Origin of the sequence: Lacibacter sp. H407 (assembly GCF_037892605.1) — a bacterium.
Classification (GTDB): Bacteria; Bacteroidota; Bacteroidia; order Chitinophagales; family Chitinophagaceae; genus Lacibacter.
Genome location: NZ_JBBKTU010000001.1, coordinates 4,016,257 through 4,035,567, shown reverse-complemented (window position 1 = coordinate 4,035,567; position 19,311 = coordinate 4,016,257). Strand labels below are relative to the sequence as shown.

17 protein-coding genes are annotated in these 19,311 nt (G+C 40.4%); 9 read left to right on the top strand and 8 right to left on the bottom strand.

Features of this window, described 5'->3' with window-relative positions; all coding sequences use genetic code 11:
* Positions 1–119: 119 nt before the first annotated feature.
* Positions 120–1,166 (bottom strand): agmatinase family protein, encoded by a 1,047-nt coding sequence (locus WG989_RS17390; protein WP_340431321.1) that lies wholly within the window; start codon positions 1,164–1,166, stop codon positions 120–122.
* A gap of 276 nt (positions 1,167–1,442) precedes the next feature.
* On the opposite strand from WG989_RS17390, the gene WG989_RS17385 reads away from it, so the two are divergent.
* Both WG989_RS17385 and ccsA read left to right on the top strand, forming a co-directional pair.
* Positions 1,443–1,850, top strand: coding sequence for a cytochrome c maturation protein CcmE domain-containing protein (locus WG989_RS17385; RefSeq protein WP_340431320.1), 408 nt, complete (start codon positions 1,443–1,445; stop codon positions 1,848–1,850).
* 88 nt (positions 1,851–1,938) lie between these two features.
* A complete protein-coding gene (ccsA, locus tag WG989_RS17380; RefSeq protein ID WP_340431319.1) occupies positions 1,939–4,407 on the top strand; it encodes a cytochrome c biogenesis protein CcsA in 2,469 nt (822 codons plus the stop codon).
* Between the two features lie 92 nt (positions 4,408–4,499).
* Here the strand turns inward: ccsA and WG989_RS17375 are convergent, their stop codons facing one another.
* Complete coding sequence (locus WG989_RS17375) at positions 4,500–4,910, bottom strand: hypothetical protein (protein WP_340431318.1); 411 nt, start codon at positions 4,908–4,910, stop codon at positions 4,500–4,502.
* A gap of 285 nt (positions 4,911–5,195) precedes the next feature.
* Here WG989_RS17375 and WG989_RS17370 point away from each other — a divergent pair, with 285 nt between their 5' ends.
* The 3 genes from WG989_RS17370 (at position 5,196) to WG989_RS17360 (ending at position 7,918) form a co-directional block, all read left to right on the top strand.
* The gene (locus tag WG989_RS17370; RefSeq protein ID WP_340431317.1) at positions 5,196–5,915 is read left to right on the top strand and encodes a DUF4294 domain-containing protein; all 720 of its coding nucleotides are present in this window, start codon (positions 5,196–5,198) and stop codon (positions 5,913–5,915) included.
* A gap of 99 nt (positions 5,916–6,014) precedes the next feature.
* Complete coding sequence (bshB1, locus tag WG989_RS17365) at positions 6,015–6,749, top strand: bacillithiol biosynthesis deacetylase BshB1 (protein ID WP_340431316.1); 735 nt, start codon at positions 6,015–6,017, stop codon at positions 6,747–6,749.
* A 101-nt stretch (positions 6,750–6,850) separates the two neighbouring features.
* The gene (locus WG989_RS17360; protein ID WP_340431315.1) at positions 6,851–7,918 is read left to right on the top strand and encodes a fatty acid desaturase family protein; all 1,068 of its coding nucleotides are present in this window, start codon (positions 6,851–6,853) and stop codon (positions 7,916–7,918) included.
* Here WG989_RS17360 and WG989_RS17355 read toward each other — a convergent pair.
* The 3 genes from WG989_RS17355 to WG989_RS17345 all read right to left on the bottom strand — a co-directional run bounded on the left by WG989_RS17355 (position 7,915) and on the right by WG989_RS17345 (position 11,271).
* Positions 7,915–8,499: a methyltransferase domain-containing protein gene (locus WG989_RS17355; RefSeq protein ID WP_340431314.1), complete on the bottom strand. Its 585-nt coding sequence runs from the start codon at positions 8,497–8,499 to the stop codon at positions 7,915–7,917. The two genes, WG989_RS17360 and WG989_RS17355, sit on opposite strands and share 4 nt — an antisense overlap.
* Positions 8,500–8,599: 100 nt before the next feature.
* The gene (locus tag WG989_RS17350) at positions 8,600–9,187 is read right to left on the bottom strand and encodes a hypothetical protein (RefSeq protein ID WP_340431313.1); all 588 of its coding nucleotides are present in this window, start codon (positions 9,185–9,187) and stop codon (positions 8,600–8,602) included.
* 38 nt (positions 9,188–9,225) lie between these two features.
* Positions 9,226–11,271 (bottom strand): caspase family protein, encoded by a 2,046-nt coding sequence (locus WG989_RS17345; RefSeq protein WP_340431312.1) that lies wholly within the window; start codon positions 11,269–11,271, stop codon positions 9,226–9,228.
* A 144-nt stretch (positions 11,272–11,415) separates the two neighbouring features.
* On the opposite strand from WG989_RS17345, the gene WG989_RS17340 reads away from it, so the two are divergent.
* Positions 11,416–12,570, top strand: coding sequence for an acyl-CoA dehydrogenase (locus WG989_RS17340; RefSeq protein WP_340431311.1), 1,155 nt, complete (start codon positions 11,416–11,418; stop codon positions 12,568–12,570).
* A gap of 108 nt (positions 12,571–12,678) precedes the next feature.
* Positions 12,679–13,362, top strand: a complete 684-nt coding sequence (locus WG989_RS17335) for a YggS family pyridoxal phosphate-dependent enzyme (protein ID WP_340431310.1) — start codon at positions 12,679–12,681, stop codon at positions 13,360–13,362.
* Positions 13,363–13,788: 426 nt separating this feature from the next.
* Here the strand turns inward: WG989_RS17335 and WG989_RS17330 are convergent, their stop codons facing one another.
* Positions 13,789–14,433: a dioxygenase family protein gene (locus WG989_RS17330; RefSeq protein WP_340431309.1), complete on the bottom strand. Its 645-nt coding sequence runs from the start codon at positions 14,431–14,433 to the stop codon at positions 13,789–13,791.
* Between the two features lie 170 nt (positions 14,434–14,603).
* Between WG989_RS17330 and WG989_RS17325 the strand changes: the two genes are divergently transcribed.
* Together WG989_RS17325 and WG989_RS17320 are read left to right on the top strand one after the other, a co-directional pair.
* A complete protein-coding gene (locus WG989_RS17325; protein ID WP_340431308.1) occupies positions 14,604–15,626 on the top strand; it encodes a sensor histidine kinase in 1,023 nt (340 codons plus the stop codon).
* Positions 15,626–16,345 carry a LytR/AlgR family response regulator transcription factor gene (locus WG989_RS17320; protein WP_340431307.1) on the top strand — a complete coding sequence of 240 codons (720 nt, stop codon included), beginning with the start codon at positions 15,626–15,628 and terminating at the stop codon, positions 16,343–16,345. The genes WG989_RS17325 and WG989_RS17320 overlap by 1 nt, the downstream gene beginning before the upstream one ends.
* 121 nt (positions 16,346–16,466) lie before the next feature.
* Here WG989_RS17320 and WG989_RS17315 read toward each other — a convergent pair whose 3' ends face one another.
* Positions 16,467–17,756, bottom strand: a complete 1,290-nt coding sequence (locus tag WG989_RS17315) for an amidohydrolase (protein WP_340431306.1) — start codon at positions 17,754–17,756, stop codon at positions 16,467–16,469.
* A 27-nt stretch (positions 17,757–17,783) separates the two neighbouring features.
* On the bottom strand, positions 17,784–19,307 hold the full coding sequence (locus WG989_RS17310) for a serine hydrolase (RefSeq protein WP_340431305.1): 1,524 nt from the start codon (positions 19,305–19,307) through the stop codon (positions 17,784–17,786).
* Positions 19,308–19,311 lie beyond the last annotated feature (4 nt).

The window sequence follows — 19,311 nt, the reverse complement described above, 5'->3', positions numbered from 1 at the left end:
TCCGCTACTTTAGTTGATAATAAAATGAGATATGATGATTCGATCGCTTTCTCATTCCTGTTCAAAAAAAATGGATCCATCATTGATGAATCCATTGTACAATACCCAATTACATATTCTTATTTTGGATTACAAGCCAATAACATATTACAAAGTTTGTATAATACCCGTGCACCTACATTTTCATCCCATTCGGTAGTGCTGATGCCAACTTCGTTCAAGTCGAAGCCAATGAGTTTTCGTCCACTGGTGATGATTTTGCGGAAGAGATAAAAGGTTTGTTCCGTTTCCAATCCACCCATTACCGGCGTACCCGTATGTGGGCAAAGCTTCGGATCCAAGCCATCAATATCAAAACTGATATAAACATTGGCAGGCAGATGCTCGACTATTTCATCTGCAATTTGTTTCCAGGTTTGTCCTTCGTACTGGCGCTCCTTCATGTCTCGATCGAGGTAAGGAACAATGCGATAGTTGCTGTCGCATACGATCTTCCATTCGTTGTCGCCATAATCACGAACGCCCACCTGCACCAATTTTTTCAGTTCCGGAATTTCATTGAGTGCATTGAACATAACCGATGCATGCGAATACTTGAATCCTTCATATGATTCACGCAGATCCAGATGTGCATCAATTTGCAGGATACCAAAATCGCCAAACTTTTCTGCAATGGCTTTGAAGTAACCAAGTGGTGTGCTGTGGTCGCCACCGAGCAGTGCTACCAATTTTCCTTTCGCCAGTAATTCTTTGGTTTGTTCGTACACCCAGTTGTTGAGGAACAAACTTCCTTCATTCACTTCTTTAAGTGTTTTGCACATGAACTTGTTATCGTTCACATTTTCACCCTGCGATATATAATTAATATAGAGTTCTGCTTCTTTGCGGAGGTAATCGCTTTTAAGGAGGATCTTCCGATCTAAGTCACGCATATAAATACCACGTCGCCATGCATCGTTGGTATCATTATCATGCAGATCAACCTGGAGGCTGGCACGATAAATATGTTCGGGAGCCCGGGCTGTACCTGCTTTGTAGCTTACGGTTACTTCCCATGGAACGGGAAACACAACGAGGTCTGCATCTTCTTCTGAAAAAGGAAGTCCGAATATGTTGTAGTTGGGGTTCCCCGCACTGTTGGGGTCAAACCCGGATAGATCGGCCATGATCATTACTATTTGAAAAGAGTTTGCAAAGGTAATAGACTGCACAACACCAAGGCATAGTTGCATGGAAAGTTTTGCACAGCGGGGAAAGTGATCAGTTGTGAGTTTATTGTTGAGGCGGTAAAGAGGATACATTGTCCACAATTCAAATAACTATCTGTACAGTTATTGCAAGCTTTAACACCATCTATCCAATATTATGTGTTTTAATCTGAAACAGGCCATAAAGCAACTTGTTTTTGGTCTAACTTTGCGCTGCACAAAAACGAGGAGCAGATGAAGACGTCACATATCCTGATTTTAGTAGTAATTGCAGTGGCCATTGGTATATTGATAAGCACCATGAGCGACCTTTCAACCTACGATACGATCGATTCAGCCAAGGCCAAGCCCGGAAAGTTTTTACACCTGATCGCCAAGCTGGATACAGCCAATGGCAAACAGATCGAATACGATGCGTTGAAAAACCCCAACTATCTCAGCTTTCACATTAAAGATTCACTGGGTGGTGCTACAAAAGTGGTGTACATGAAAGGGAAGCCACCAACCGATATGGAGCGTAGCGAACGGATGGTGCTGAAAGGAAAAATGACCGACAGTGCATTTTTGTGTGACGATATTCTCATCAAGTGCCCGAGTAAGTACGTTGATGAAAAAACAAAGATCAGCACAGTTTCAAAATAAGCTCATCCGTTGCCTCATTACAGGAAAACGGCAATGCCTGTTTTCTCCAACCATCTTGTAAACTGTTTTTTGAACCAATTATCTGAACATGCCATTTATAGGTGAACAATTACTACCCGGACAAATAGGAAATTTCTTAGCGGTTCTCTCTTTTGTTGCTTCCCTGCTTGCCACTATTGCTTATTTCAAAGCAACACAATCGCACATACCAACGGTGCAGCAAAACTGGAAACGGATCGCCCGGGTATCGTTCCTGGCCGAGATCATTTCGGTGATCGGCATTTTCGTGGCGCTCTATTTTATTATTTCCAATCATCGGTTTGAATACAAATATGCATGGCAGCACAGCAATTATCAGTTGCCAATGCAATATATCCTGGCTTGTTTTTGGGAAGGGCAGGAGGGTAGTTTTCTCCTCTGGAGTTTCTGGCATTGTGTGCTCGGCGGCATCATCATTTTGCGTGAAAAGAAATGGGAAGCGCCTGTTATGACCACGATTAGTTTTATGCAGTTTGCATTGGCTACCATGGTAATAGGTATTTATTTCTTTGATTTTAAAATAGGTAGTAATCCGTTTGTGTTGATGCGTGATCAAGGCATGCTGAGCCCCGAACAATTCCCGATCGGGTTTGATTCGGAAGGGCATTTGCGCAGCGATTACCTCAGCTTTATTCGTGATGGAAATGGATTGAATCCTTTGTTACAAAACTATTGGATGACGATTCACCCGCCGGTTCTTTTCCTCGGCTTTGCAAGTACATTGGTGCCGTTTGCCTTTGCCATTGCCGGACTTTGGAAAAAAGATTATGGAGGTTGGGTATTACCCGCCCGTCCGTGGGCGTTGTTCAGTGCCGGTATTTTAGGGCTGGGTATTATGATGGGTGCGGCGTGGGCTTACGAAAGCTTGACCTTTGGTGGTTACTGGGCATGGGATCCGGTAGAGAATGCATCGCTTGTGCCCTGGTTGATCTCGATTTGTGGCATACATACTTTGATTGCCTATAAACACACCGGTCATTCGTTACGGGCAACATTCCTGTTCTTTATTCTGCAATTCCTGTTCATTATTTATTCTACCTTCTTAACCCGTAGTGGTATTTTGGGCGATACCAGCGTACATGCTTTCACTGATCTGGGAATGAATGCACAGTTGCTTACTTTCCTGTTGATCTTTGTTGTGCCTTCATTGCTGCTGTTTGGTTTGCGGTACAAACAAATTCCCACCATTGTAAAAGAAGAGGCGATCAGTGCACGTGAGTTCTGGTTGTTTGTGGGTTCATTGTTGTTCTTTATTTCGGCTGTATTTATTATCGGTAAAACATCGCTGCCTGTTATCAATAAAATTTTCGGAACCAAATACGCTCCGGCGCAGGATATTGAGTACTCCTATAATAAGGTATTGATCCTGTTTTCGTTTGTAATTGCAATGCTTACCGCTATTGGTCAGTATTTGAAATACAAACAAACCAGCCGTGCTGCGTTTATTAAATCAATTTGGTTGCCCACACTGATAGCCTTGATCGCTTCGCTCAGCATCAGCATTTTTGGCGATATCAACTATACCAAGTATGGTGTTGGATTTTTAGCTGCTATTCACCTCAGTATTTTTGCAGCGGTGTATTCGATCATCGCAAACGGCATGTATATCGTAACCGGCATCAAAGGAAAAATGATCAAAGCCGGTGCATCCATTGCACACGTTGGATTTGGTTTAACACTCTTGGGCATTCTTGTTTCTGCTTCCAAGAAAGAAGTATTGAGTTGGAACACCAGCGGCATCATGGTGAATTTTGGGGAGCAAAGCCAGGAAAATCCTGCTGAGAATTTAACGCTTGTAAAAGGTATTGCAACCGATATGGGTCGTTACATGGTTACCTATCAAGGCGATTCCACACATCCATCTGATCCCAAGCAATATTTCAAAATACATTTTCAATACAAGAACAAAGAAGAAGGATTTACATTGTATCCAGATGCGTTTGTGAACTTCAAAGGCAACGAAGGCATCATGGCAAATCCAGACAGTAAACATTACATCCACAAAGATGTGTTTACCTATATCACGTCATTGCCAAATCCTGATAAGAATAAGGATACATCCACTTTTAAAGACAACAAAATAAAACCAGGCGATACGGTTTTCTATTCACAGGGATTTCTTGTGCTGGATGAAGTGGGGCGGGATATTAAGCGGAAGAATGTATCGTATCAATCAACCGATTCTGTATTTGCTGCCAAGATCACTGTGTATGCGAAAGACAGCAGCAAGTATACTGCTGAGCCATTGCTTGTATTAAGTGGTAACAATATTCGTCCGGTAGCAGATACGGTTATTTCACAAAGTCTCATTCTGGCCTTTACAGGTGCTGATAAAGATGGAATTAACCTGGGTGTAAAAGAAAGTAACTCGGTACTGGAGTATGTGACTTTAAAAGCGTATCAATTCCCGGCCATCAATGTGTTGTGGTTGGGTATACTTGTAATGACAATCGGTTTTCTGCTTGCCACCTGGAATCATATTCAGAAGAACAGGAAGTCTGAGTTGAAGAAGGTTTGATGGAGGTAAAGGTGAAGTTGATTGTAAAGCTGAAGCGGATTTGTGTTTTTCAAATTCGCTTCAGCTTTTTATATCGTTGTTGTAAGGTTTTGTTATCCCTTGCTGTAAATGGTTCTGTAATTTGTTGCAAAAGGCGGTTGAACAATTTCCATGTCCCAGTCATTTGGAATTGAAGGGAATATGCTTTTTGTTTTAATTACAAATTGATACCAGCCGGGCAAATCCTCACTTATCATGAACATTTTGTCCGTATAAACAATTTCCATTTCTATTCTGTCAATTGTCATTAAATCAGCTTTATAAACGTTTATCTCTGTTATTTCATCCCATTTCATTTTTTTAGAAAAATCCCCGTAGTTGATCGAGAAGCCTTCGTCGTCGTATTGAAAACAGCCAATATCATTTAATTTTTCATCAAACGTCTTTCCCGAGGTCAAGTTGTTGGGCTCGGGATGAGGTCTTTTTAAAGAAAAAAGTTTTGCAAATAGATTTTTCAGATTCAATATAGTCGTTATTAGAGTGCCCTTTAGACTTGGCTAACGCATCTAAATATACATTCCATCTTCGTGAAAAACATGTTCTTAAACTCAACAAAAAGAGATAAATCGGTTATTGCGCAAAATATGGCCGAATGCCGGAGGCCTTCGGTATGCTACAGCAACGGATTCCTGTATTCGCTTGCAGTCAAGAGCTGGTAATTTTTTTAAGAAAATCTTCACAAGGCAGCTTCGGTTACATTCTTCCTGTCTGTTGTATTAACAGGTGAGAATGCTTAATTTACACTGTCAATGAATCGCCGGAAACGAATATCACATTTATCTGTACTCTTAGGGTTTCTTCTGCTGGGCAGTTTATCTGCACTCGGGCAGGGAGCTCCGTTACCGTCGCATCCGGATTCAATTCCCACAAAACAAACCATCAAAGTTGAGTACGGTCCCAATGATACCGTTTTTGTAAAAGCGATGATCATCGATGGAGAGATCATCGGCGGAAGGGAAATGGGCGAAGTGTTGGTGTGGGGTGGTAATCCGAAAGATGCGGCGAAATACTGGGCCAGTTGGACGAGGCTTCGCAATGCTGTTTATCTCACGTATCCGTATGCACGCTCAGCAGGCGTTGTGATGATTGATGTAAATAAAAATCTGGAACATATCAAAGGCAAAGCGGAGCGGAAGAAATACATCAAATCAAGAGAAAAAGAATTACGAGCTGCCTTTACTAATAAAGTAACTGATCTTTCAATTTATCAGGGTAAAGTATTGATGAAGTTAATCCATCGTCAAACCGGCGAAAATTGTTTTGAAATCGTTCGTGAAATGAAAGGTGGATTTACCGCAGGGTTTTATCAAACACTGATGTTTGTTGTGGGTAGCAGTTTAAAACAAGGCTGGAACCCGAACGATGATAAATTCGATAAACAAATCGAAGATATTGTACAGGAATATGACCGGATGTATTTAGGTGCACCTGCTTATTCCAAAGCCGCACCACCTTCCAGAAGCCGCTAACTTCTTTCATGTTTTCTTTGTCAACACATCGTTAATCAACTTTTCCTTTTCTTGTTGTTCTATCCTTATTTCCTACTTTCACACTCCAAATTTTAAAACATGAAATTAGATATACTCGCCTTTGGTGTTCATCCTGATGATGTGGAATTAAGTTGTGCCGGAACGTTAATGGTTGAAATCAACAACGGAAAAAAAGTAGGTGTCATTGATCTTACTCGTGGCGAATTGGGTACAAGAGGAACAGCCGAAACAAGAAAAGAAGAAGCAGCAATAGCAGCAAAGATTATGGGTGTGCATGTACGTGAAAACTTAGGGATGCGTGATGGATTTTTTCAGAACGATGAAACACATCAACTGCAGATCATTCAAAAAATTCGTCAATACCAACCGGAGATCGTTATTTGCAATGCATTGGTCGATCGTCATCCTGATCATGGTCGTTCATCAAAGCTTGTATCGGATGCAAGTTTTTTATCCGGACTTCGCAAAATCGAAACAAGTTTTAATGGGGAAGCACAACAGGCATGGCGGCCTAAATATGTGTTTCATTATATTCAGGATCGTTATGCAGAACCTGATTTTATTTTTGACATCACTTCTGTATTCGATCGTAAAGTTGAAAGTATCAAAGCATACGGTACACAGTTTCACAATCCAAATCCGGGGATCGATGAACCACAAACATATATTTCCACACCTGCTTATTTTGATACACTTATCTCCCGGCATAAAATGTTTGGCAAGCGCATTGGTGTGGAATACGGCGAAGGATTTATCACGGAGAAACGTATAGGTATCAACACGTTCGATGCAATTATACAGGTGAGCACCTAATGTTTGTTTGTAGGGCGAACTGTTAATCCATTGTCATTCTTCAACAGATTGACGGTTAAACGGCTGATAATCGTTAACTTCGCCCAATTATTTTTTAGTACATGAGCACTCCTAAATTTGCTGTAACAGCACAATCCTTCCACACAGAATTAAAGAGAAGGGTCAATTCTTACTTCGAAGAACAAAGGAAAAAGCCCACCGGAAATTTTAATCTCTATTTCAAAGCAATTGCGTTTGGTGTTGCATTGATAGCAGTTTATGTTCACCTGGTTTTCTTTACACCGGTTTTATGGTTGGGTATTGTAGAATCATTAGTATTGGGTGGATTGATCGCTGCCATTGGTTTTAATGTGATGCATGATGGATCACATGGAAGTTTCAGCACAAACAAGGTTGTAAATACAATGGCTGCGTTTTCATTGAACATGTTAGGCGGCAGCAGCTTTATGTGGAATTTCAAACACAATATTATTCATCATGCCTATACCAATATTGATGGTGTGGATGATGATATCGATATTCAGCCGTGGTTACGGATGAGCAACACTCAAAAGAAATACAAGCTGCATAAATACCAGCATTACTATTTCTGGTTCTTATATGCATTGTTGTACATCCTTTGGATCTTCGTAATGGACTATCAAAAATATTTTAAGCAGAAGATAGGTAACATGCCATTGAAGAAAATGGAAGTGAAAGATCATGTTGTTTTCTGGTCATTCAAGTTAGTGCACCTGATCATTTTTGTTGGTATTCCAATTTACTTTGCAGGATTTGTTCCCTGGTTAGTAGGTTTTCTTGTAATGACGTTGTTTGCCGGAGTGGTGATCAGTATCGTGTTTCAATTGGCACATACCGTTGAGCACACACATTTCCCTATGCCGAGTGAAGAAGATGGTCGTCTTGCAGATGAGTGGGCGATTCATCAATTAAAGACAACTGCAAACTTTGCTACAAGAAATAAGTTGATTTCAATGTTGGTAGGCGGTTTAAATTTCCAGGTAGAGCATCATTTGTTTCCCAAAATTTCACATGTGCATTATCCTGCTATCAGCCGCATTATCAAACAAACCTGTCAGGAGTTTAATGTAGAATACATTGAGTATCCGAAAATGCGGATGGCCATTGCATCGCATGTGGCTTACCTGCGTGAAATGGGACGAGGTTAATTCTTTTCAGCAATAAAAAATAGTTCAGACCCTTTGCGGGGCGGGATGGAGTTGTTACACAGCTCCATCTTTTTTATGTGCAGATGTTTGCTGAAAAGCGGTTCGTATTCTTCTTGTGTTCCGCCAAAGGGCGGGCCTCCGTCAAATTCCCGATTAAATAATACACCAACTAGTCTGCCTCCGGGTTTCAGCAATTGATGCATGTGCTCAACATACTTGCTGCGGAATGCAGGATCAAGTGCACAAAAGAATGTTTGTTCAAGAATGAGCTCATACTGTTGTTGATGCTCAAAAAAATCGGCTGTAACAATGTTGATGGGTTGATCTTTCAATCGCTCTTCCAATGCAGCTGTTAATACAGGTGAGATATCCAGCACAGTAACGTTGGTAAAAACGTTTTGCATTAACCATTCAGCTTCGTACGCATTTCCACAGCCGGGAATAAGAACTGAAATTGTTTTATCTGTCACCGATTGCAGAAATTCAACAAGAGGTGTGGAGCCATAGCCAATATCCCAACCGGTTTGATGTTGTTGATAGCGATTGCTCCAGTAATCTGCATCAAGTTTATTTTGTGACATGCGTAAAAATAATACAAGTGAAGAAACCATTCAGCCTTTAAAAAGCAGAAGTCAGAAAGAAAATTAACAGCAGGCCAACTAGTTGTGGGATAAAATACTTTTATGAATTAAAATAATTTTTGTCAGTGATGTGTTCTGGTAAGTATTTTAACTCCGTTATTCCGTTTTCGTCATCAAAATCATCAACGATAGTTATAAAATCAATTGTTTGAATTTTTAGTTTTTCTCCCAGCAAGTTTGTCAAAACAAGATCAGCAGCAATTCCTTTTGTTTCTTTATTAAGATCTGATAATGTGTCGGCCTTTACTAAAATCTCAACCTTTTCATCCTCATACTTCAACAGTACATATTTCCAATCAGAAGCATCAATTTCAAAGCCCACGTTAAACAGCCTTGCCAAATGCCAATTTTCTTTTGACTGTTTTGTGGAGTAAAATTCCCAATTGCCCAACTTGGGTGCCTTGCTGATAATCCGGTTTGTTTTGCCCAACAAATCCTTATTTCCATTTGGCGAAATTGTCAAAGAGTTTTCTTTTGACTCTCCGGGGCCGATTTCCCAACCCAAGTCCCAATTGGAAACAAGGTTGTCAAGTTCATCCAAAACTATCTTGTCGTATCTGTCGGACTGAAGGTTAGTCGAATTTTTTGCGAACCAACTCCAAAAATCTAGAATCTCTTTGTCTTGCATATTTGGAAGAAGATTATTTCTTGAAATGCCGTACAACTTTATTGCTTACACTGATAATAAAAATCTTTTGTGATATTACTGTTTGCCTCAGGCACCTGTACTTTGTTTGATTTTGATTTTACTTCCCGTGCCACCCGTTTAAAGATGTCTTCGATCTTAATATCCTGGCACATATACTTTAAATATTTCACCAGCTCTCCAGTGTAAATACCATTGGTGCCGGGCACACCATCCGATGCTGGCGTACCATCCGACGTTGCAAAGTAAATACCTGTTTCATCGGGGCGTGATTTGCTGTTTAGACTTGGTGTGGGGTCGAACTCATCGCTTGATCCTTTACCTTCTTTAAACGGTGTGCGACAGGCATCCAATATCACAATGTTCATCTTGGTTCCCGCCAATGCCATACGGGTAAGTACGTTTGATAACCCCAAACAACTGAGTGGTACATCTTCCGGATTTTTCATGTTTGCATCAACCGGTACCATATAATTTTCAGCTCCGTTTTTTACTCCATGTCCGGAATAATAGAAGAGCCCCATTTCATATCCTTTCAAACGCTCTGCAAATTCTCTTAATTTATCTACCATTTTATTTCGGTCGCCATCATTCAAAACAATTACATCAAACCCGCTTCCACGTAATGCATTTGTAACAGACACAACATCGTTGCCAGGGTTGCTTAGCTTTCCAAAGAAGGTATATTTTGAATTCCCGATCACCAATGCCAATCCTTTTTTGATACTTACTTTATCAAGAAAGTCGGTAGCACTGCCAGTGTTGGTATTTGTGGGTGTTGTATTGTTCGGCTTTGTATTATTTGGCTGAGTGTTTGGTTTGTTTGTAGTTGTAACAGGTGGGGTGTTTGGTTTTGTTGTATTCGGTTTGTTTGTGGTTGGAGTGTTTGTATTGTTGCCAACTGTATTGTTCGGTTTTGTATTTGTGTTAGAGGCAGTGGTGTTTGATGATGTAGTGCCCGAATTGTAATTGCTGTTTACCCATGCATCATAACCGGGAGGCTTAGTTGTTTTGTCCTGGTATTTTCCTTCGTGCCAGTAACCGATTTTTAAAGTGCCGTCAAACTGAACAAGCTCGCCTTTTCCGTGTGTGCGTTGATCTTTCCATTCGCCGGTATAGCGTTCGCCATTGGTATAGTAGTAGGTTCCTTTTCCGGCGAATTTATTATCAGTAAAATTGCCTGTATAAAAATCCCCAATGTCAAAATAGTATTTGCCTTGGCCATTCCGGTAACCATTTTTGAAATACCCTTCATAGTAACCGTTGTTGTAAACATACTTTCCATAACCATTCTTACAATCGCCACTGATGCAGCCTGTAGTATTTCCATCTACTCCCATGGAGCTTTTCGGTGTAATCAGCACATTATCTTTCCAAAAACCTATTTTCTTAACGCCACTGGTAGGGTCGTAGTTAATTCCCCATCCGTTCCGCTTACTGTCAACGAAATAGCCTACATATTTTTCGCCTGTAATAAAAAAATAAGTGCCATAACCAGTTAACAGGTTTCGCTCGAACTGACCTACCCAACGGGTGCCATCATCCCAATAATAAGCACCATACCCGTTTCGTAAACTGTCTTTGAAATAACCGAAATAGCGATCGTTACCACTATAATATTTCATGCCATAGCCATCATAACAATCGCCATTCAAACAACCCGTTGTGCCAACCGCTTTTCCATAATAAGATATTTTCCCAAGGTATTTTCCTTTTTCAAAAATGCCGGTTTGTTTGGTACCGCTGGATGAAGTTTTTTCACCCTCACCATCAAATTCACCATTCTTAAAATCGCCGATGTACTTGGTGCCATCCGCAAACTCCATTACACCAAAGCCACTAAATACATTGCCAAGACTTTCGCCAATAAATTTTTCGCCGCTTTTCCATGTGTACACGCCAAAGCCTTCCCGCTTATCATCGTAGAACTCGCCTTCGTAGATGTCGCCATTATCATATTTGAATTTTCCGAAACCGGAGCTGCAATTGCCACTCAGGCAACTTTGGGCGGTGGATTGAAAAGCAAGCGCAAACAGAAAGAATGTGAAAAAGCCAATTGCTTTCATGGTGTGGGTTATTTTGGGTTGAAAGTTACAAAGCTTCCTAAAGATACAAATACCCTGAAGTTGGTATTTAATTCCTTGCAAAGTACTGCCAAAGCTGTCAACTGTTAGTATCCCCTTATCTTTGCGACAAAATTTTATTCTTTTATGCATTTTGAATTCACAGAAGAACAGTTGATGATTCAGAAAGCGGCTCGTGATTTTGCCCAGGCCGAATGTTTACCCGGCGTTATTGAACGGGATGAATTACAAAAATTTCCGAAAGAGCAGATCAGCAAACTGGCCGATCTCGGTTTTATGGGAATGATGGTGAAACCGGAATACGGCGGATCGGGAATGGATACGGTGAGTTACGTGCTGGCCATGGAAGAGATCAGTAAAGTTGATGCCAGCGTAAGTGTGTGTATGAGCGTTAACAACAGTCTTGTTTGTTATGGCTTGCAAGAGTACGGAAGTGAAGAACAAAAACAAAAATACCTGACGCCGCTTGCACAGGGGAAGAAAGATGGCGAATTATACATCGGTGCATTTTTGTTGAGCGAACCGGAGGCTGGAAGCGATGCCACGTCCCAACAAACAACTGCAGAAGATAAAGGTGATCACTATGTTATCAACGGCATCAAGAATTGGATCACCAATGGTAATTCAGCTTCAGTTTATCTTGTAATTGCACAAACCGATCGATCCAAAGGCAGTAAAGGCATTAATGCGTTTATTGTTGAGAAAAGCTGGCCTGGTGTAACGGTTGGTGCGAAAGAAAATAAACTCGGCATTCGTGGCAGTGATACGCACAGCATTTCGTTTCAGGATGTAAAAGTGCCGAAGGAAAACCGCATTGGTGAAGATGGGTTCGGTTTCAAGTTTGCGATGAAGACACTGGCAGGTGGACGTATTGGTATTGCTTCACAAGCGCTGGGTATTGCAAGCGGCGCTTATGAATTAGCATTGGCTTATTCCAAACAACGCAAAGCATTTGGAAAAGAGATCATGCATCACCAGGCCATTCAGTTTAAACTGGCCGATATGGCAACAAAGATCGAAGCAGCACGCTTGCTTTGTTTAAAAGCAGCATGGGAAAAAGATAATGGTATCGATTATACACTCAGCTCATCCATGGCAAAAGTATTTGCCAGTGAAGCAGCGATGTGGACAGCAACGGAAGCAGTGCAGGTGCATGGCGGTTATGGGTTTGTAAAAGAGTTCCATGTTGAGCGTTTGATGCGTGATGCAAAAATTACACAGATCTATGAAGGAACGAGCGAAGTGCAGCGGATTGTGATCAGCAGGAGTATTTTGAAATAAAAACCCTCTAAATCTCCCCAAAGGGAAACTACGGAGCATGGCCCAAACCTAATTAAGCTAATGAGTTAATTCATTAGCTTTTATTTTTGCAACTCACTTACGAATACAATGGCAGTTAATACAGAAGCATATCAATCGATCAAGCAGGAATTAGAAGTAAAGCAGGTTACATTGGTGGCCATTAGTAAAATCAAACCTGTTGAAGACATTCTTGCATTATACGAATTAGGTCAACGTGACTTTGGCGAAAATTATGTACAGGAGTTGGTGGATAAACAGGCCCGGCTGCCCAAGGATATCCGTTGGCATTATATCGGACACCTGCAAAGCAATAAAGTGAAATACATTGCACCGTTTGTGCAGTTGATCCATGGTGTTGATAGTTTCAAATTGCTCAAGGAGATCAACAAAGAAGCAGGGAAGAACAACCGTGTGATCGATGTACTGTTGCAGGTGCATATTGCACAGGAAGAAACAAAGTTCGGGTTAAGTGAAGATGAGTTGAAAACGATCTATAATAAAAATTCAGACGGATTGCATGAGCTGAAGAATGTTCGTGTTTGTGGTTTTATGGGGATGGCATCGTTCAGCGATGATTTGGAAAAAGTAAGAGGTGAGCTTCGTTCGTTGAAATCATTGTTTGACTGGTATGCTGATGTGCCCATAGTCAATAGCCAATTTTCCATTCTTTCGATGGGCATGAGTGGTGATTATAAAATTGCAATTGAAGAGGGAAGTACTATGGTGCGGATCGGCAGCTTATTGTTTGGTGCTAGAAATCCGGTGAAATAATTATTCAGCAAATACGAACTTTCTTTTAGTAGGTCAATACGATTTTATGAAATATCTTTTGATATCTGGATTTGTTTTATTCAGTGCTTACGGCTATGCTCAAACCAAAGTTTCACAATAAGTAAGCAAAGTTTCGGACGTAGATTCTTTTTATTACTATTACAATATTTTAGATTCAATTTCGAAAAAAAATGCTGGTTACGATAAGTCAATTGTTTGTGGTACTGCTATAACATACATGGAGCGAATTACAAGTATCAAAGCACATCCTGATGGAAGCTATATAGGCTGGCGACGGTTCTCGTCTTCTGATTTAGTCAAATGGGAAATGTGGTTCAAAAGAAAATATCCAAGCTTAAAATTCGATTCTAAAGTTAAAAGCAACTGATGCTTAAATATTTTTAAAGGTTTAATGGTTAACGTCATTTACAAAGGATAACCCGGAATATTTTTCCCCAAATAAATATTCCTTTCTGCTTTTACCAAACTGCCGCCAGGTTTCATGGTAAGTATTCCACTGCCTCCACGATTTCGGCAACGGCTACGTTCTTCTGTTGTAAGAAAAGGATCATTGTCAAATACAAATTCATCGATCCAGTATTCCTGTTTGCCCGGCTCTTTAATGGTGATGTGAATGTGTGCAGGATTCTTACTGTCGGGATAAGATCCCGGCCGAAGGGTGAAGAATTTATAAAATCCATTCTTATCAGTCTTCATCCAGCCACGTAAATAACCATGGCGTTTGGCCCAACCTTTTTCATCTCCCTTTTGTGGATATATGCCCGTTTGATCGGTATGATAAATATAGATGATCACACCTTCAGCAGGTGTTTTGCCGTCAGCTTTATAAACGGTTCCATTCACCGCCAGCTTTTGTCCGGGTAATGTCCAATCGGGTAGCCACACCATCGATTCTAATTTTTCAAATGGAATGGGGCTTTCGTAAATGGCTTTACATCCTTCGCAACCACCAACATCAACTTTTATGTCCTTCGTTGTTTGCTGTTGTGCGCAGGAAATTACCGGCAAATGGATAAATAGAACAATTACGAATGTGATGATATGATTCATACAAAACGGTTTAATACCACAAAGCTTGCAAAAACTAAACGGTTCTCACAATTTCTTTACACCTGTTGCAGCTCTTTCTTGACAAACGGTGGATTTGCATTTCGTCAGCAAAAACCAACCGGAACTGTAATCCTTTTTAACAGGTGGATTTTGTACATTTATTTTGAAATATGCATAATGCAAAATTCTTTTTGAAGTATAATCTGCATCACGTAATAATCTGGATGCTCATATTCGGTACATGGTTCATGTTCCGTTACGAAAGTTATAGCTTGCCCGCCACTGCATTTAAAGTTACACTTATTAAAGTGATCGATCTTGCAGCATTGGTGTATTTCACGAACTATGTTCTCATTCCTAAATTACTGTACAGTAAAAAATATGTTTTGTTTGCGGTTACACTCATCAGCTTAATTGTTTTAAGTAGTTTGTTGAAGATGAATATCATTGGCCGCATGACCAACAACCCGGCGTTGCTGGATATATCGGGCAACTGGAAAGGAAGAGTGTATGACAATGTACTGCCGCATTTCTTTCTTGTGCTGGCAGGTGCTGCATTTAAGCTGATGTTTGATTATACGGCCATGCAAAAAAAGATGGCCGATATGGCAAAGGAAAAAGCAGAAGCAGAGTTGAGTTTTTTGAAATCGCAGATCAATCCGCATTTCCTGTTCAATTCAATTAACGCTGTTTATTTTTTGATCGATAAAGAAAATAAAGAGGCGAGAGAAGCGCTGCATAAATTTTCAGATATGTTGCGTTACCAGTTATATGAAGCAGGTGGCGATAAAATACCCATTGAAAAAGAGATCGATTTTTTAAATGATTATGTAGCGTTACAAAAATTAAGGAAGGATGACCAATACCAGGTTGATTTTTCAGCAACACCCGAGGTCAAAGGATTTTCAATTGAACCTTTATTGTTGGTATCCTTTGTTGAAAATGCATTCAAACATATTTCACACCGGAGTAATGAAACGAATTATGTAAAAGTGAAACTCTCAAAGGCAAACGGCACCATGGATTTTATGGTAGAGAATTCAAAAGAAGATGCGATCAGTACAGAGAAAAACGGTGGTATTGGCTTGCAGAATGTAAAACGCAGGTTGGAATTGTTATATCCCGGCAAGTATGATCTGAATATCCAAAATGGAGCGGAGATTTATTCTGTTCATCTAAAACTGAAAGTGTAATGATTAATGTTGTAATCATAGATGACGAACCGCTTGCCCGTAAGGGGTTAAGAGAGTATGTGGCTGATGTTGATTTTCTCCAACTTGTGGGAGACTTTGATCATCCGTTGAAAGCAGCCGATCTCATCAGCAAAGGTGAAGTTCAGTTGTTGCTGTTGGATATACAAATGCCAAAGATCACCGGCATTGATTTCTTCAAATCATTGCAACAGGCACCGCCTGTTATTTTTACAACGGCATATCCGCAATATGCATTGGATGGGTTTGAACTGAATGCCTTGGATTATTTGGTGAAGCCCATTTCATTTGATCGTTTTCTGAAAGCAGCGATGAAGGCAAAAGAATATTACGAACTGCGTCAACAAAACAAAGCCGCTGAAACTACAGAGCAACAAACAGATTTCTACATCAAGGCCGATAACCGTTTTGTACGCATCGCTTTCAATGATATACAGTATGTGGAAGCGCTGCAGAATTATGTATGTATTTATACAAAGGAAAAGAAATACATCAGCTATCTCACCATGAAATCGGTTGAAGAATATTTACCTGCAGTTCAATTTATTAAAACACACAAATCGTTTATTGTAAATGCGGCTAAGATCGATGCGATTGATGGAAACGAAATACGAATTGGTGAGCATCGTATTCCCATCAGCCGAAGTGAAAAAGATGAAGTGATGGAACAGTTGTTGAAGAATAAATTTTTGAAACGCTAATTTGGGTCGGGACGCTGGAGCGGCCTGAACCCTTCTATATAAAGAAGCCACATCGCTTTGATGTGGCTTCTTTATATAGATAATCATGGTCTGACGGCCGAAGGGCCGAGCCGACCAGAGCTTACTTCTTCACCTTCCCATAATCAAATACAATGTTGCAAAAAGCTTTTACGCCCACATCAAGCATACTGTCATCAATTACAAAATCAGGTGTGTGATGTCCGGTTGGTTGTGCACCTTTTGGCATACCACCAAGATTAAAGAAAAATGCGGGAGCCTTTTCACCGAAATAGGAAAAGTCTTCAGCTCCTGTTGTCCAGGTTTCTTCTGCTGTATTTTCATTGCCTGCTGCCCGTTGCAAAGAAGGCAATGTATTTGTAACAAGTGCAGGTGTATTATAGGTCACCAATGTTTTGGTATCGATTACCACCTCTGCCGTTGCACCATAAGCACTGGCAATCGTTTGTGCTACTTGTTTTATTTTTTCATGTACTTCTTTTTGCATTTTACTGTCGAGTGTGCGGATCGTGCCACTGAAGCTCACTTCTTCAGGAATGATATTTTCACGCACACCACCATTGAATTTACCTACTGTAATTACAACGGGCGCTTTTGTTAAGTCGGAACTACGGCTTACGATGGTTTGCAAACCATTAATAATTTGTGCGGAGATCATGATGGGATCAATACCGGTCCATGGAGCAGAACCATGTGCTCCTTTCCCTTTTACTTTAATCGTAAACCAATCGCTGCTGGCCATAAATGCACCGCTCTTATATGTAATTTTTCCAATTTCTGTGTCAGCTGAAATGTGCAAACCAAAAATCGCATCTACTTTCGGGTTTTCCATTACACCTTCTTTTACCATCAAGGCAGCGCCGCCTTCTTCATCGCCGGGAGGACCTTCTTCTGCCGGTTGGAAAATAAATTTCACAGTACCTGTTACATCTTTTTTCATAGCCGATAACACTTCAGCAGTACCCATTAAAATGGCAACATGCGTATCATGTCCGCAGGCATGCATTACGGGAACTTGTTGACCAAGGTAATCAGCCATCACAGTTGATTTGTAAGGAACATCAACACGTTCTTTGATTGGCAGTCCATCAATATCTGCACGCAACGCAACCACAGGACCAGGTTTTCCACCTTTCAGTATAGCAACCACACCGGTTTTAGCAACACCTGTTTTAACTTCCAATCCAAGACTTCTTAAATGATTGGCGATGTACTCCATCGTTTTAAACTCACGGTTGCCGAGTTCTGGGTTTTGATGTAGATGCCTGCGCCACTCAATTACTTTTGGTAATAATGCTTTTGCTTTCTGATCGATCAGTTGTTGAATGTTTTGTGCCGATGCTGATGAAACAGCAATGCACAAAACGATAAAGGAAAATAGTTTTCTCATCATGCTTTATTGTTTAGTTGGAATTGAACATTATTTTTTAAGAAACACATAGCCATCATACTCCACAAAGTCAGAAGCTTTGATTTCAATGGCACTTACTTTATTGTTCTTGATCTCAAATGGCACTGCAAACTTTCCGTAGGATGGATGGTTCCATGTAAGTAAGAAATTTTTATTGTCAATGTATTCAAGTTTGCCTTTCAGTTTTGGGTGATGACTCAATAACACTGTTAACTCATTATTCTCTTTAACGATCTGCATGTTGCCATACACGTGATTGTAATACGACCCAACAAATGCATCTGCACTTACAGGCAGCGAAGGTTTTTTCTTAGCACGTTCTTCCCAGCCTTTCATTTTTGAATCGTTCAACACCTGATCCTGCTGTTGAAACTGTAGTAAGAATTTACTTCTGTCAACATATGGAACACCTAGGTAGGCATCCATGATCTGGTAACGTAATGCTTCAAAGAAATTCTGGTTATCGTTGTTGGTCAAAATACTGATGCCGAGTTTTTCTTCAGGTATAAAACATACATTGGTAACAAAACCAAACGCACCACCTGTATGCCAATACACTTGCTTGCCATTATAATCCGTCATGTATTCACCTAAACCATACGCACGGAAATGGGTAGGGTAGTAAGCCGATTTACGTGTGCCGGTTAAAATATTTCCATCTCTTGTTTTTTGCAACACTTGCCATGGAATTACTGCTTGTCCGTTGATCTTGCCGCTGTCCAATTGAAACATCAACCATTTGCTCAGGTCATTCACACAACTCACCATGCTGGTTGCCGGACCAAGATTATCAATTTCGTCATAAGGAAGTTTGCTTAACGGTCCGAATGAATTGGAGTAGGGAACAGCTACATTCTTACGGTTAGCCATACCTGCAGTATTCATATAAGTATTCGTCATGCCAATAGGATTCAACATACGATCGCTTACATATTGTTCCCATTTAATTCCGGTTGTCTTTTGCAGAATTTCACCTGCCACCAAAAAACCTGCATTACAGTAGCCATAGTTCTGACGAAATTCTCCTTCCGGTTTCAGTAAACGCATTTTCCAGATGATAGAATCCTTTGGTAGGTTACTGTTCCAGAATGTGAAATCACCCTGAAATGTTTTGGTACCTAAACGATGACACAACATGTCTTTTACCGTTGCCAGTTTAGTTGAGGTTGAATCGTATAACCTGAACCACGGGATATGTGTTGTTACTTTATCATCCAATGATAATTTCTTTTCGTGCTCGGCCAATGCAAGACTTGTGCCTGTAAACAGTTTTGAATTTGATGCAATGATGAATAATGTATTGGCATCAACTTTTTCAGGTTTGCCCACTTCTTTTACGCCATAGCCTTTAATGAAAATGATTTTTCCATCTTTTACAATGGTGATGGCAAGCCCCGGGATATTCCAGTCTTTCATGCCACGTTCAATATAGCTTTCAAGGCTATCGGTAATGAAGGCAGGTGGTTGTTGTGAAAAAGAAGTGCTGACAGAAGTAAGGATAAGAAGAATAAACAGCAATTTTTTGAAAAGCATAAAA

Bases quoted from the DNA above. Each gene is read 5' to 3' on its own strand.
- WG989_RS17310 (WP_340431305.1), bottom strand. From the start codon at position 19,307: ATGCTTTTCAAAAAATTGCTGTTTATTCTTCTTATCCTTACTTCTGTC.
- WG989_RS17330 (WP_340431309.1), bottom strand. From the start codon at position 14,433: ATGAATCATATCATCACATTCGTAATTGTTCTATTTATCCATTTGCCG.
- WG989_RS17385 (WP_340431320.1), top strand. From the start codon at position 1,443: ATGAAGACGTCACATATCCTGATTTTAGTAGTAATTGCAGTGGCCATT.
- WG989_RS17390 (WP_340431321.1), bottom strand. From the start codon at position 1,166: ATGGCCGATCTATCCGGGTTTGACCCCAACAGTGCGGGGAACCCCAAC.
- WG989_RS17320 (WP_340431307.1), top strand. From the start codon at position 15,626: ATGATTAATGTTGTAATCATAGATGACGAACCGCTTGCCCGTAAGGGG.
- WG989_RS17315 (WP_340431306.1), bottom strand. From the start codon at position 17,756: ATGATGAGAAAACTATTTTCCTTTATCGTTTTGTGCATTGCTGTTTCA.
- WG989_RS17340 (WP_340431311.1), top strand. From the start codon at position 11,416: ATGCATTTTGAATTCACAGAAGAACAGTTGATGATTCAGAAAGCGGCT.
- WG989_RS17360 (WP_340431315.1), top strand. From the start codon at position 6,851: ATGAGCACTCCTAAATTTGCTGTAACAGCACAATCCTTCCACACAGAA.
- WG989_RS17345 (WP_340431312.1), bottom strand. From the start codon at position 11,271: ATGAAAGCAATTGGCTTTTTCACATTCTTTCTGTTTGCGCTTGCTTTT.
- WG989_RS17370 (WP_340431317.1), top strand. From the start codon at position 5,196: ATGAATCGCCGGAAACGAATATCACATTTATCTGTACTCTTAGGGTTT.
- bshB1 (WP_340431316.1), top strand. From the start codon at position 6,015: ATGAAATTAGATATACTCGCCTTTGGTGTTCATCCTGATGATGTGGAA.
- WG989_RS17350 (WP_340431313.1), bottom strand. From the start codon at position 9,187: ATGCAAGACAAAGAGATTCTAGATTTTTGGAGTTGGTTCGCAAAAAAT.
- WG989_RS17355 (WP_340431314.1), bottom strand. From the start codon at position 8,499: ATGTCACAAAATAAACTTGATGCAGATTACTGGAGCAATCGCTATCAA.
- WG989_RS17325 (WP_340431308.1), top strand. From the start codon at position 14,604: ATGCATAATGCAAAATTCTTTTTGAAGTATAATCTGCATCACGTAATA.
- WG989_RS17335 (WP_340431310.1), top strand. From the start codon at position 12,679: ATGGCAGTTAATACAGAAGCATATCAATCGATCAAGCAGGAATTAGAA.
- ccsA (WP_340431319.1), top strand. From the start codon at position 1,939: ATGCCATTTATAGGTGAACAATTACTACCCGGACAAATAGGAAATTTC.